We start from the raw sequence: 12860 nt of genomic DNA, 5'->3' as shown, positions 1-12860 counted from the left end.
GCCCTGAAGGGCCCGGGCCGCGCCTCTTACCGCCCCATCCAGCCGACGATGCGGCCCGCACCCAGCAGCACGACGAGCAGGAGCGGCGTCGAGACGGTCAGCGCCCAGACCGCGCCATGGGCCTCGACCAGCCCGCCCAGAAGCGGCGGCACCGCGAAGAGCGCGAGCAGCGAGGTCAGCGAGTAGGCCGCCATGGTCTTCGTGGCCGAGCGCGTCGGGTGGCGCATCGCCAGCGAAGTCGCCACCGGCGCGCCGAGCGCCACGCCCGCCCCGACCAGCGCGAAACCGGCGAGCAGCCCGGCCTCTCCGAGCCCGGCGGAGGGCGAGGCGATGCACAGCACGAGCCCCGCCAGCGTCGTCACCGCCATCATCCGCAACAGAATGCGAACGCGCAGACGCGCGCGCAGCCCGTCGCCCGACATGCGCGCGGCGAACATGCCGATGGTGAAGGCAGCGTAGATCCGCGAGGCGCTCAGCGCCCCCAGTCCCAGCTCCTCGCGCAGGTAGAACATCGACCAGTCGTAGATCACACCCTCGGTGATGCTGAAGCCGGCGATGAGGATCAGCAGGCCGATCACGAAGGCGTCGGGCCGGGCAAACCGTGGCCCCTTCACCGGGGCCTCTGCGGTCACCAGCGGCTCGGGGTCACCCGCCCGCAGCAGCAGCAGGATGACCAGCGGCAGGCTGGCGGCCCCGAGCAGCGCAAGCTCCGAGGCGGCGGACATCCCGCGGCTCGCGGCCCAGCCGCCGAGCACCGCGCCGACGAAAAGCCCCGCCGACCAGAAGCCGTGGCATTTGGAGATCACGTTGCGACCGCTCTTCTCCTCGATCCGCGCCGCAATGAGGTTCTTGGCGACCTCCATGATCGCCATGGCGAACCCGTAGCCGAAAAGCGGTAGCGCGAGGCCCGCCAGACCCGGCGCCAGTCGGCCGGACGCCGCGAGCGGCAGGAGCAGCATGGCCACCAGCAGCGTCGCCCCGGCCACCCGCCGCGCCCCGAACCGCTCGATCACCCGCGCCGCCAGCGGAAAGCCGAGCAGGGTGCCGCCGGTCTGCGCCAGCAGCGCCAGCCCCAGCGCCGCCCGGCTGATCCCCTGCGCGGCGGTCACCTCGGGCAGGCGGGAGTAGAGCGTGACATAGAGCACCGCGTTCACCAGGAAGATGGCCGCGGGAAGCGCGAAAAGGGGGGTACGAAGGGTCATGGTCGGACGAGCCTCTGAAGCTGGCCTCTGAAGGAGAGCTTCGCAGAACCACCAAACGCCGATCAAGTCCATGCGCAATCCGGTGGCGCAGTCCATCTTCATCGAGGCATCACCAAACCATTACAAAAGCTTAACAATACGAGCCTATCTGCGCCGCCTGTGAACCCGCCGACCTCCCCGGCGGGACGTCTCTGACCTCTCAGGAGCCACCATGACCTCCCATTTTTCGCGCCGCGGCTTCCTTGCGACCGCCTCTGCCTCCGCTGCCGCGCTGGCCCTGCCCCGCTTCGCCCTGGCCGCCGACGGCTTCGTGAACGTCTACACCGGCTCGGACAGCAATATCTCGGACTTCTGGACCAACGTGATCCTGCCCGGCTTCAAGTCGGTGAACCCCGACGCCAAGGTCCGCGTCGTCGACGCTGGTGACGGTGCCGGGCTGCGCGCCATGGCCGACCGCGCCATGGCCGCGCTCGGCAGCGACGCCGACCCGCAGGTCGACCTCTTCGAGGCCTTCACCCCAGACCAGACCGAAGGCTCGATCGACGCGGGCCTCTGGGTGAACTTCGCCGAAACGGGGATCGATGCCCTGGACAAGGTGAACCCCGCCGCCAGACAGACCGACTTCGACCTGCCCTACCGCGGCAGCCAGGTGCTGCTGGCCTATGACGCCAGCCGCGTCGCGGCCGAGGATGCGCCGAAGACCTGGGACGAGATGACCGCCTGGATCCACGCCAACCCCGGCCAGTTCATCTACAACCGTCCCGACAAGGGCGGCTCGGGCGGCAACTTCGTGCGCCGCGCGATCCACGAGGCGAACGGCCGCGACCCGCAGAAGTTCACCCTCGAGAACTTCTCGGCGGACTACGCAGCCGAGACGCTGCCGGGCGCCTGGGAGCTGCTGAACGGCCTCGCGCCGAGCCTCTACGAGGGCGGCTCCTATTCGTCGGGCAACACCCAGTCGATCCAGCTTCTGGCGCAGGGCGTCGTGACCATGACCCCGGTTTGGTCGGACCAGGTGCTGCAGGCGATCGCCATGGGCGTGCTGCCCGAGGACACCGGCCTCGTGCAGCTGCAGGACCTCGCGCTCTGCGGCGGCTTCAGCCGCATCACCGTGCCGACCAATGCGGCCAACCGCGACGTGGCGCTGCAGCTCGCCGCCTACGTGCTGTCGGAAGAGGTACAGTCGAAGATCATCACCGAGCTCGGCGGCTTCCCCGGCGTGTCCTGGGACCACGTGGACGGCGCACTGCGCGAGAAATACGCCGACGTGATCCCCGCCACCATCCCGACCTTCCCGGGCGGCGACTGGGACGCGGCGATCAACGATGGCTGGTATCGCAACGTCGCCCCCGGCCTGACCCGGGGCTGATCGCGATGACCGACCTCTCGTCCTCCGGCACAGGCCGGGCGGGCGGCACGGCACACAGCAACGGAAGGGGGCTCACGGGCCTCCTTCTCGTTTCCGCGCCGGTCGCCCTGCTTGGCTGGCTGATCATCTACCCGATCTTCAACGCCATCGCCCGCACTCTCTTTGCCCCCACCCAAACCGGCACGGCGTTCAGCCTCGACACCTACGGGCGCTTCTTCTCCGACGGCTATGCGCTGGCGAACCTGTGGCTGACGCTCTGGGTCACCGCGGTCTGCGCTGCCCTGTTGCTGGCGATCTGTCTGCCGCTCGCGCTCTACCTGCGCTTTGCCAAGAGCCGCGTCGCGGGCGTGGTGCAGGGGCTGGCGCTGTTCCCGATGTTCGTCCCCTCGGTGATCCTCGCCTATGCGCTGATCCGCACCATCGGGCCGAATGGCGGTGTCGATCTGGTGCTGAACGCGCTCGGCCTGCCGAAGATCAACTCGCCCTATCTCACCCCATGGGGCCCGATCATCGGCCTGGTCTGGGACAATATCCCGCTGACCACGCTGATGCTGGTCGCGGGCCTCGGTGCCGTTTCGGACAACGCCGTCGAGGCGGCCCGCGATGCCGGCGCCCGACCGATCGCCCTTCTGCGCCACATCATCCTTCCGCAGATCGGCAACGCCATGCTGGTGGTGCTGTCGTTCACCGTGCTCAGCATCTTCTCGGCCTTCACTCTGCCCTACGTGCTCGGCCCCGCTTCGCCCGAGATGATGGGCCCCTTCATGCAGCGCACCTTCTCGCAGGTGATGGACCCGCGCATGGCGGTCACGCAGGCGGTGATCACCTTCGCCATCTGCGCCGTCTTCGGCGCCTTCTACGTGCGCTCCATCGCCAAGAATCGCGAGGCCCGCCGATGACCGCCATCGACCCTTCGACCCTTTCCGCCGAGGTGCCCGTCCACCGCACCAAACGGCCCGACTGGCTGGGGCTCGCGCTGGCGCTGGCGCTCGGCATCGTCGTGGTGATCCCGCTGCTGGTGGTGGCGATCTGGGCCTTTGCCGAGGTCTGGCGCTACCCCAGCCTCCTGCCGCAGGAATTTGGCTTCCGCTTCTGGCAGGCGACGCTGGCCCGCCCCGACGTCTGGGCCGCCATGTCGCTGTCGCTGCGCCTTTCGGTCACCGTCACCCTGCTATCGGCGCTGATCTGCCTTCCGGCGGCCTATGCCTTCGCGCGGATGGATTTCCCGGGACGCAACCTGCTCTTCCTGTCGTTCCTCGCCTCGCACGCCTTCCCCAAGTTCGGCCTGCTGGTGGCGATCGCTGGGATCTTCCTGAACCTCGGGCTGATCTCGACCTTCTGGGGTGTGGTGCTGATCCAGCTCGTGGGGACGCTGATGATGATGATCTGGATCCCCGTCGCCGCCTTCCAGAACGTCGACCGCGCCATGGAAGAGGCCGCGCGCGACGCCGGCGCGGGCCCGATCCGGGTGTTCTGGTCGGTGAGCCTGCCGCAGGCCGCCCCCACCATCTTTGCCGCCGTGCTGCTGAGCTTCGTCGGCACTTTCTACGAAACCGAGGGCGCCTGGCTGATCGGCGCGCCCGAGATCCGCACCATGCCGGTGCTGATGATCACCTACATCAACAACCAGATCGTCGTGCAATACGGCGCGGTTCTTTCGGTCCTGCTGTGGGTGCCGAGCTTCATCGCGCTGATGTTCACCCGCCGCCTCGTCGGCTCGGGATCCTTTGCCAAGGGCTTCGGCGTCTGAGGAGACTGCAATGGCACAACTGACACTCAAGAACCTCGGCAAGTCCTTCGACGCGACCGACGTGATCCGCGACCTGTCGCTCGACGTCGCCGACGGCGAGCTGGTCTGCCTGCTCGGGCCGTCGGGCTCGGGCAAATCCACCGTGCTCCGCATGGTCGGAGGCTTCGAGACGCCGAACCGCGGCGCCATACTTATCGACGGCGAGGACGTGACCCGCGTTCCGCCCGAGAAGCGCCCAACGGGCATGGTGTTCCAGAGCCACGCGCTCTGGTCGCACATGTCGGTGGCGGGCAACGTCGCCTTCGGCCTGAAGCTGCGCGGCCTTCCCAAGACGCAGATCCGCGAAAAGGTGGGCGAGGCGCTCGCGCTGGTCGGGCTCGAGGGCTACGGCGAGCGCCGGGTCTGGCAGCTCTCGGGCGGCCAACAGCAGCGCGTCGCCATCGCCCGCGCGCTGGTGCTCGAGCCGAAGATCCTGCTGCTCGACGAGCCCTTCGCCAGCCTTGACCAGCACCTGCGCGAGCGCCTGCGCGAAGAGCTGCGCGACATCCAGCGGCGGCTCGGCATCACCACGCTCTTCGTCACCCACGGGCAGGACGAGGCGCTGGCGCTGGCCGATCGCATCGTGGTGTTGCGCGGCGGTGAGATCGAGCAGGTGGCCAGCCCCGACCGCATGTACCGCGCGCCGCAGACCCGCTTCGTCGCGGGGTTCATCGGCTCGATGAACTTCCTGCCCTGCGACATGCGCGGCGGCGTCTCGGATCACCCGCTCTTCGCCGTCCGCGCCACCGTGCCCGACGGGCCGGTGGAACTGGCGATCCGCCCCGAGGCGCTGACCCTCCTGCCCGCCCGCGGCACCGGCGCGCGGGTGCACCGGGTCACCGACTACGGAACGCACCTGCTGGTCGATGTCGATTTGCCTGACGGCGGCCGTCTCAAGGCCATGTGCCCGCCGAGCGCCCGCTACGAGCCCGGTCAGGAGGTCGCGCTCGAGGCAGGTCACGTGGCGCTGTTCCGGGGCGATGCGAAACTGGCCGAGGTGACGGTCGAGCGGCGGGTGGCTGTGCATGTCTGAACTGATGACGCCGGCCCCCACGGTGATCGTACACGCCGCAGGCCGCACCTGGCTGAAGTGGCACCGGGGCCGCCGCCGCCTCGCCGACTTCGAGTTCGACCCGCGACGGATCCGCGAGGGCATGCGCCTTGGCGCCTCGGTCGAGGTCGACCTGCGCCGCCACGCCGGCGGCGGCTTCGCGGTGCTGCACGACGAGACGCTCGATGACGCGACCACCGGCAGCGGGCCGGTGGCGCTAGCCTCGGCCGAGGCGCTGCGCGGGCTTCATCTGCGGGACAACGCCGGCGCGGCGACCGATGTTCGCGCGGCGCTGTTGGGCGACCTCTGCCGCGATCTCGCCGCCGCCCCCATCGGTAACGGCGCCCTGCTGCAGCTCGACCTCAAGGAAGACAGCAGCACGCTGACCGGGGCCGACATCGCCGCCTTCGCCCGGGACGTGGCCCCGGTGCAGCGGCACATGATCCTCTCGGGGGGCGATGCGCTGGCGGTCCGCCGTCTGGCCGAGGCACTGCCTCAGATGCAGACCGGCCACGACCCCTGCCATTTCGGCGCCCGCGAGGCACTCGAGGTCTCGGGTGACGACAGAGGGTTCGTCGCGCATGCCCTCGTCGAGGCCGGGACCGCCCGGATGATCTACCTCGACATCCGCCTGATCCTGGACGCCTTGGGCCGCGACTTCGACATGATCGCCGCCTTCCATGCCGCGGGTCGCCGGGTCGACGCCTATACGGTGCAAGGGCTCGCCCCCGGAACCGTCGACCTGTGCCGCCGGCTCATGGCGCTCGGGGTCGATCAGATCACCACGGACGACCCCGAGAGGCTTTTCGCCGCGCTGGCCTAGCCCGCGGCGAAGCCTTCCAGAAGCCAGGGATGCATCCCGGCGCTGCCCGCGAGGATGGCGCCGGGGCTGCGGATGTCTCCGCCGTCGAAGCCGGTGACCACGCCGCCCGCCTCGCGCAGGATCAGCACCGAGGCGCCGTAATCGACCAGCGACAGCATGTCCTCGAAGAACCCGTCGAGCCGCCCCGCGGCCACATAGGCGATCGACAGCGCCGAGCTGCCGAGCCGCCGGACACCCGAGGTGCTGTCCATCGCCCGGCGCAGCGCGGCGTGATAGCTGTCTTCGGACACGCTCCGCACCTGCCCGCGAATGGGGAGCCCCGCCCCGATCACCGAATTCTCGACATCTGCCGTACCGGTCGCATCCAGGCGGACGCCATTGAGCCAGGCCCCCTGTCCGATCTCGGCGCAGAACATCTCGCCCATCATCGGATCATAGGTGATCCCGGCCACCACCTCGCCGCGTTCGAGCCGGGTGATGACCACGCCGAAATGCGGGATTCCCCAGGCGTAGTTGGTGGTGCCGTCGATGGGATCGATCACGAAGGTCGGCCGGTCCTCTTCCGCAGCGCGGTCGCCAACCTGCTCCTCGCCCATGATGCCGCAGCCGGGAAAAGAGGCTTTCAGTGCCGCGACAATGGTCGCTTCGGTCTGCAGATCGCCCTGAGTCTGGTAGTCGTGGCGTCCCTTGAACACCATTTCGCCGGCGTCGCGGCGGCGCAGGGTCAGCCGGGCCACCTCGCCCCCGGCCAGCGCCGCCCGCGCCATGGCGCGCAGCTCCTCGGAAGCGGTTTGTGGAAGGGCGGTCTGCAGGGTCAGGGAAGGCATGGAGGTCTCTTTCGAAAGGCGTGTCTGTCCGCCCTGCGATGCGACCATCAGCACCGCGAGACAAGTGAAGCTTTCATGACCAGAGACCTGGAGTTGGCCGGCGGCGTCGCGCAGCTGTGATGCCTGACGTCCGCTTCGCGGCAAGGCCTTCCGCAAAATGGCCGGCACGGGGGAAAGAGCCCTCGAGCGCGCTTCCCCGCAAAGCATCCTCCGGACCCAAAAATGCGCCGGCCCGCGCCCGGGTCACCCGGTCCGGGTGGCGGCGGGCAGGCGTCCATCATCTAAAAGCCGCGAAATCGCCTGCTCACAGCGGAAACAGGCACCTGTGCCCGCGCCCGCTCTCTTCCGTCCAGCCCGGCTCCTTTGCCGCACATGCCTCGCGGGCCCAGGGACAGCGCGGGTGGAAGTCGCAGCCCGAGGGCCGGTTCACCGGGCTCGGCACCTCACCCGAAAGCGCCACGCGCTCGTGCCGTGCCTCCGGATCGGGCTCCGGGTTCGCCGCCAGCAACGCCTTCGTATAGGGGTGTCGCGGATGGGCGAAGACCTGTTCGGTCGGCCCCTGCTCGACGAAGCGCCCCAGGTACATGATCGCCATCTGGTCGGTCACGTGGCGCACGAGGTTGAGGTTGTGGGTGATGATCACGATCGCCACGCCGCTGCGGGCCTGCACCTCGGCCAGCAGGTTGAGCACCTCGCCCTGCACGGACATGTCGAGCCCGGCGGTGGGCTCGTCGGCGATCAGCAGCTTGGGATCGAGCGCCAGCGCCCGCGCCACACCGACACGCCGGGCCTGCCCGCCCGAGAGCTGGTGCGGGTAGCGCGTGGCGAACTCCGCCGGCAGGCCGACCAGCCCCAGCAGCCGCTCGGCCTCGGTCCGGCCCGCCGGCAGCCCGTTGATCCGCAGCGGCTCGGTGACCAGCGACTTCACCGTGAGCCGCGGCGACAGAGAGCCCACCGGGTCCTGCCACATCATCGACATCTCGCGCCGCAGCCGGGCCCAGTCGCGGCCCGAGGCCTGCGAGATCTCGGCCCCGTCGAAGCGGATCGACCCGCCCGAGGATTTCTTCAGCCCGATCAGCGTGCGGGCGATGGTCGACTTGCCCGAGCCACTTTCGCCCACCAGCCCAAGCGTCTGGCCCGGTTCGAGCGTGAACGAAACCCCGCAGACCGCCTCGAAGTCGTGACTCTCGCGGCGCAGAGCGGCCTTCAGTCGGCCCTGCCGGGCATAGCGGATGCGCAGGTCGGTGACTTCCAGAAGGCTCATGCCACATCCTCCGCCGGATCGTTGAGGTGACAGCGCGCCACCTGCCCGGGCCCGGCGGCATGGAGCGGCGGGTGCTCGGCGGCGCAGCGCCCGAAGGCCTTGCTGCAGCGGGCCCGGAAGGCGCAGCCGGCGGGCGGTTGACGCAGGTCGGGCAGCGTTCCGGGGATGGTCGGAAGCTGCCTGGTGGCCTGCCGGATGCGCGCCGGGTCGCAGTCGAACAACGCCTGCGTGTAGGGATGCCGCGGCGCGTGGAACACCTCGCGCACATGGCCGCGCTCCACGACTTCGCCGGCATACATCACCGCCACCTCGTCGCAGAGCTCGGCGACCGTGCCGAGGTGATGCGAGACGAACAGAACCGAGCAGCCGAACGTCTCCTGCAACTCGCGCAGCAGGGTGACGATCTGCAACTCCAGCGTGGCGTCGAGCGCCGTGGTCGGCTCGTCGGCGATCAGCAGGTCTGGCCGGGTCAGCAGCGCCATGGCGATGCACACCCGCTGGCGCATGCCGCCCGAGAGCTGGTGCGGGTAGACGTCAAGCTTGGCGGCGGCGTCAGGCAGCTGGACCTGTTCGAGGAACTCGATCGCCCGCGCGCGCTTTTCCGAGCGGCTGATCGGCTCGCGGTACTGGATGTCGATCATCTGCTTGCCGATGGTGGTCACCGGGTTGAGCGAGGTCATCGGGTCCTGGAAGATCATGGCGATGCGCGTGCCGCGCAGATCACGCCAGGCTTTCGGCTTAAGATGCGCCAGGTCCTGCCCGCCCATGCGGATGGCACCCCCGGCGACCCTGGCGTTCTCCGCCAGCAGTCCGATCATCGAATAGGCCAGCGTGGACTTGCCGCAGCCGCTCTCGCCGACGAGGCCGAGTACCTTGCCCTTCGGCACCTCGAGAGAGATGTCGCGCAGGGCGTGGATGGTGCCGCGGGGCGTGGCGAAATCCACCGAAAGCCCCTCGACCGAAACCAGCGGATCGGCGGTCTGCGGAGCCTCTGCGGTCCGATGTGATACAGCGGCGGATGCCATCAGCCGGCCTTTCTCAGCTTGGGATCGAAGATGTCGCGCAGCGCCTCGCCCATGAAGGTGAAGCCCAGGGTGACCAGGATGATCGGGATCGAACCACCGATCACCGGCCAGGGCGAGTTGCGGATGAAGTTGTAGCCATCGTTGAGGATCACCCCCCAGGATGGGGTCGGCGGGCGCACCCCCATGCCGAGGAAGCTCAGCCCCGCCTCGGTGGCGATGACCAGCGGCACGTCCATCGAGGCGAGGATCAGCAGCGGGCCCAGCACGTTCGGCAGCACGTGCACGAAAAGTAGCCGCGGCAGGCCGACACCCATGGCGCGCTCGGCGAGGATGAACTCGGCGTTCTTCAATGCCAGCGTCTGGGTGCGCACGATGCGGGCATAGATCGGCACCGAGGTGATCGCCACCACCAGCATCACGGTGAACAGGCTCGGGCCGATGATCGTCACCACGGCAAGGCCGAAGACGATGGTCGGGAACGAGCGCAGCGCGTCGAAGACCAGCAGCAGCAGGTTGTCGAGCCAGCGCGGCCCCAGCCCAGCGATCAGCCCCAGCAGCAGCCCGGCGCTCAGCGCCGCGGTGAGCGAGGCGGCGGCGACCAGCATGGCGATACGCCCGCCGGCGATCACCCGGCTGAAGATGTCGCGGCCGATGTTGTCGGTACCGAGCCAATGCTCGGCCGAGGGCGGCGCCATGCGCGGACCGGTCATGATGGCGGTGGGATCGTAAGGCACGATCCACGGCGCAAGGATCGCCGAGCCGACGATCAGCGCCACCAGCACGAAGCCGATCACCCCGGTACGGTTGCCCGAAAGCACGCTCAGGCTGCGCGCCAGCAGGCCGGGTTCGGGCAGCGGGCTCTGGGTCGCGTCGGTCATATTACAGTTCCTCTCGCTGGCGCGGATCAATCCAGGCGATCACCAAGTCCGAGATCAGCGTGGCCAGCACGATGATGCCGGTGGTCACCAGCACCGCGCCCAGCACGATGGGGTAGTTGCGCTCGTTCACCGCCTGCACGATCAGCGCGCCGATGCCGGGGCGGGCGAAGATCACCTCGACGAAGACCGCCGCCGAGAAGAGATGCGCCACGCCGGTGCCGATCAGCGTCACCGCCGGCTGCACCGCGATCTTGAGGATGTGCGAGCGGGTGATCCAGCCGTCGGGCAGCCCGTAGGCGCGGGCCATGCGCACATGCGGCTGGCCCATCACCTCGAGCATCGAGGCACGCACGATCCGCGCCACGTAGCCGACCCAGGACACGCCGATGGCGAAGGACGGCAGGATCAGGTGCGTGACCCCGTCCCAGAACCCCTCGCCGGCGCCGATGGCGGGCAGCCAGCGCAGCCAGACCGCGAAGACCAGCACCGAGTAGAGCGCCATCACGAAGGCCGGGATCGAGATGGTGCCGACCGAGATCACCCCGGTCAGCGTGTCGAGCCAGGTGTTGCGCCGCAGCGCCGAGTAGCACCCCAGCGCGATGCCCAGCACCGCCGCCCAGAGGATCGAGACGGTGATCAGGATCAGCGTGTAGGGCAGCTGCTCGAAGACGATCTGCGACACCGCACGACCGGTGAACACGTCCTGCCCCAGATCGCCGCGCAGGATGTTGCCGAAGAAGGTGACGATCTGCACCGGCAGCGGCTGGTCGAGTCCCATGGCGACGCGGGTTTGCTCGATCAGCTCGGGCGTGGCGCGCGGGCCGAGGATCATCACCGCGGGATCGCCCGGCACCACGTGCAGCATCAGGGTCAGGATGGAGACCGCGACCATGACGATCACGACCGAAAGGACGAACCTTTGAGTTGCGTAGAATATCACGGGTCGCGGTCTCCCTTCTCTTACACGTCGCCCTTGAAGTCGATGAACAGCGGGCGGCCGTCCGGGCGCAGTGCCGGCTCCAGCCCCTCGCGGTACATCACCGGCGTGCCTTCATGGGTGATGAACTTGTAGGCGCCGCTGGCCTCCATCAGCTCCTGCATCTTGCGGTACATCTCGGCGCGTGCCTCGGCGTCGGCCTCGCTCAGCGCCTGCTGGTGCAGCGCGTCGAACTCTTCGCTCGAGAAGCGCTCCCAGTTCCACACGCCCACCTGGTCGGTGACGAACCAGCTTGTGGCGTAGTAGGGGTCGGGCAGCATCGAGAAGCGGTTGAGCACCAGTTGCATGTCCTTCCAACGCGCGCCCTCGCTTTCCATGCCCAGCGTCCAGAACGAGCCGGAGTCCTGCACGTTGATCTGCGTCTGGATGCCGATCTGCGCCAGCTGCGCCTGGATCACCTCGGCCATGGTCTTCCAGACCGTGGCGTTGAGCGCGTCGATGGTCAGCGGCTCGGACGGCGGACCGCCGGCGGCCTCGAGGTATTCGCGCGCCTTGTCGAGGTCCCCCGCGACCGGCACCGACGGCGTCTCGCGGTGGCCTGGCAGGCCCGGCGCGATCAGCCCGGTGGCCGGCGCGGCTTCGCCGAAATAGGCGGCGTCGATGATCTGCTCGGCGTTGATCGCATACTGGATCGCCTTGCGCAGGTTCTCGTCGCCGAGCGCCGGGTTGTCGAGGTTCATGCCCAGCCAGACGTAGTAGAGCGAGGGATACTCCTCGATCACCGTCTCGGCGGGCACGTTGCCGCGGTACTGCGCCAGCGACGACAGGGTGATCTCGGTGTAGTCGAGATCACCGGCCTCATAGGCGCGCTCGGCGGTCTTGGTGTCATCCATCGGCAAGATGCGGATCTCGTCGAAACCCGGCGCCTCGCCGGTCCACTCGGGGTTGCGCACCAGATGCACGTATTGGTTCGGCTTCCATTCCTTCAGGATGTAGGGGCCGGAGTAGGCGGGCGGCTCCATGCCGAAATTGCCGCCGCTCTCGGTGGCTTCCATCACCGCCTTCTTCGAGACGATATGACCGGTGCCATAGGGCAGCGTTATGCTCCACAGCGGCTGGAACGGTTCCTTCAGGACGATGGTGCCCTCGTAGGTGCCGGTCACCTCGACGTGGTCCAGCGGGCCCCAGTCGCTCTTCACCGGGCTGTCGTGCTCGAGCACCCGCTCGAAGGAGAACTTCACGTCCTCGGCGGTCATCTCGCCGTAGCCGCCGGTGAACATGATGCCGGGCCTGAGCTTGAAGCGGATGTGGGTGTCGTCGACCTGCTCGATCTCCTCGGCGGCCTCGAGTTCCCAGTCCCACTCGCGGCCGGGCACGTAGCGCACCAGCTTGGAGTAGATGCAGTTCATCACGTCGACGTTGTAGCCGTTCTGGTAGAAGCCCGGATCGAGCGCGTCGATATCAGCATAGGAGCTGACGCGCAGCACCTTGCCCGACTGCGCCCAGATGCGCGAGCCAAGCGGCAGGGTGGCGGCGGCGAGCCCGGTGGCGGTGGCACCGCGCAGGAAGGCACGGCGGCCGATGCCCGGGTTTGCGGCAATGGTCTGTTCGGTCATTCTGATACTCCCTGTGAGCTGGCCGTTTCGGCCTTCGTTGGTTGTGTCTGGCGGGGACATTGCCCTTGCAGCGCCCCCA

General features: G+C 68.6%; 12 protein-coding genes. 5 read left to right on the top strand and 7 right to left on the bottom strand.

Annotated elements, in window-relative coordinates:
- Nucleotides 1-26 precede the first annotated feature (26 nt).
- Nucleotides 27-1202: an MFS transporter gene (locus BM397_RS17915; protein WP_176806747.1), complete on the bottom strand. Its 1176-nt coding sequence runs from the start codon at nt 1200-1202 to the stop codon at nt 27-29.
- Nucleotides 1203-1413: 211 nt separating this feature from the next.
- Between BM397_RS17915 and BM397_RS17910 the strand changes: the two genes are divergently transcribed.
- The 5 genes from BM397_RS17910 to BM397_RS17890 are packed head-to-tail and all read left to right on the top strand — an operon-like array spanning nt 1414 to nt 6234.
- A complete protein-coding gene (locus tag BM397_RS17910; RefSeq protein WP_092427413.1) occupies nt 1414-2571 on the top strand; it encodes an extracellular solute-binding protein in 1158 nt (385 codons plus the stop codon).
- Between the two features lie 5 nt (nt 2572-2576).
- Nucleotides 2577-3470, top strand: coding sequence for an ABC transporter permease (locus tag BM397_RS17905; protein WP_092427411.1), 894 nt, complete (start codon nt 2577-2579; stop codon nt 3468-3470).
- Complete coding sequence (locus BM397_RS17900) at nt 3467-4321, top strand: ABC transporter permease (protein ID WP_092427409.1); 855 nt, start codon at nt 3467-3469, stop codon at nt 4319-4321. The genes BM397_RS17905 and BM397_RS17900 overlap by 4 nt, the downstream gene beginning before the upstream one ends.
- A 10-nt stretch (nt 4322-4331) precedes the next feature.
- Entirely contained in the window at nt 4332-5393 is a 1062-nt protein-coding gene (locus tag BM397_RS17895) for an ABC transporter ATP-binding protein (protein ID WP_092427407.1), read from the top strand.
- Nucleotides 5386-6234 (top strand): glycerophosphodiester phosphodiesterase, encoded by an 849-nt coding sequence (locus tag BM397_RS17890; RefSeq protein ID WP_245696141.1) that lies wholly within the window; start codon nt 5386-5388, stop codon nt 6232-6234. The genes BM397_RS17895 and BM397_RS17890 overlap by 8 nt, the downstream gene beginning before the upstream one ends.
- Here the strand turns inward: BM397_RS17890 and BM397_RS17885 are convergent.
- The 6 genes from BM397_RS17885 to BM397_RS17860 all read right to left on the bottom strand — a co-directional run bounded on the left by BM397_RS17885 (nt 6231) and on the right by BM397_RS17860 (nt 12781).
- The gene (locus BM397_RS17885) at nt 6231-7061 is read right to left on the bottom strand and encodes an inositol monophosphatase family protein (protein WP_092427503.1); all 831 of its coding nucleotides are present in this window, start codon (nt 7059-7061) and stop codon (nt 6231-6233) included. The genes BM397_RS17890 and BM397_RS17885 overlap by 4 nt on opposite strands.
- 304 nt (nt 7062-7365) lie before the next feature.
- Nucleotides 7366-8325 (bottom strand): ABC transporter ATP-binding protein, encoded by a 960-nt coding sequence (locus BM397_RS17880; RefSeq protein WP_092427405.1) that lies wholly within the window; start codon nt 8323-8325, stop codon nt 7366-7368.
- Nucleotides 8322-9350 (bottom strand): ABC transporter ATP-binding protein, encoded by a 1029-nt coding sequence (locus tag BM397_RS17875; RefSeq protein ID WP_092427403.1) that lies wholly within the window; start codon nt 9348-9350, stop codon nt 8322-8324. The genes BM397_RS17880 and BM397_RS17875 overlap by 4 nt, the downstream gene beginning before the upstream one ends.
- Complete coding sequence (locus BM397_RS17870; RefSeq protein ID WP_092427401.1) at nt 9350-10228, bottom strand: ABC transporter permease; 879 nt, start codon at nt 10226-10228, stop codon at nt 9350-9352. Before BM397_RS17870 ends, BM397_RS17875 begins: the two co-directional genes overlap by 1 nt.
- Before the next feature lies 1 nt (nt 10229).
- Nucleotides 10230-11168 carry an ABC transporter permease gene (locus BM397_RS17865; protein WP_092427399.1) on the bottom strand — a complete coding sequence of 313 codons (939 nt, stop codon included), beginning with the start codon at nt 11166-11168 and terminating at the stop codon, nt 10230-10232.
- A gap of 20 nt (nt 11169-11188) precedes the next feature.
- Entirely contained in the window at nt 11189-12781 is a 1593-nt protein-coding gene (locus BM397_RS17860; RefSeq protein ID WP_092427397.1) for an ABC transporter substrate-binding protein, read from the bottom strand.
- Nucleotides 12782-12860 lie beyond the last annotated feature (79 nt).

Source organism: Alloyangia pacifica (assembly GCF_900116195.1).
GTDB classification, from domain to species: Bacteria; Pseudomonadota; Alphaproteobacteria; order Rhodobacterales; family Rhodobacteraceae; genus Salipiger; species Salipiger pacificus.
This window is presented reverse-complemented; position numbering and strand designations above follow the sequence as displayed.

What these genes read in the sequence shown, in the direction of transcription:
- BM397_RS17915 (WP_176806747.1), bottom strand. Translation starts at nt 1,202, where the DNA reads ATGACCCTTCGTACCCCCCTTTTCGCGCTTCCCGCGGCCATCTTCCTG.
- BM397_RS17910 (WP_092427413.1), top strand. Translation starts at nt 1,414, where the DNA reads ATGACCTCCCATTTTTCGCGCCGCGGCTTCCTTGCGACCGCCTCTGCC.
- BM397_RS17905 (WP_092427411.1), top strand. Translation starts at nt 2,577, where the DNA reads ATGACCGACCTCTCGTCCTCCGGCACAGGCCGGGCGGGCGGCACGGCA.
- BM397_RS17900 (WP_092427409.1), top strand. Translation starts at nt 3,467, where the DNA reads ATGACCGCCATCGACCCTTCGACCCTTTCCGCCGAGGTGCCCGTCCAC.
- BM397_RS17895 (WP_092427407.1), top strand. Translation starts at nt 4,332, where the DNA reads ATGGCACAACTGACACTCAAGAACCTCGGCAAGTCCTTCGACGCGACC.
- BM397_RS17890 (WP_245696141.1), top strand. Translation starts at nt 5,386, where the DNA reads ATGTCTGAACTGATGACGCCGGCCCCCACGGTGATCGTACACGCCGCA.
- BM397_RS17885 (WP_092427503.1), bottom strand. Translation starts at nt 7,061, where the DNA reads ATGCCTTCCCTGACCCTGCAGACCGCCCTTCCACAAACCGCTTCCGAG.
- BM397_RS17880 (WP_092427405.1), bottom strand. Translation starts at nt 8,325, where the DNA reads ATGAGCCTTCTGGAAGTCACCGACCTGCGCATCCGCTATGCCCGGCAG.
- BM397_RS17875 (WP_092427403.1), bottom strand. Translation starts at nt 9,350, where the DNA reads ATGGCATCCGCCGCTGTATCACATCGGACCGCAGAGGCTCCGCAGACC.
- BM397_RS17870 (WP_092427401.1), bottom strand. Translation starts at nt 10,228, where the DNA reads ATGACCGACGCGACCCAGAGCCCGCTGCCCGAACCCGGCCTGCTGGCG.
- BM397_RS17860 (WP_092427397.1), bottom strand. Translation starts at nt 12,781, where the DNA reads ATGACCGAACAGACCATTGCCGCAAACCCGGGCATCGGCCGCCGTGCC.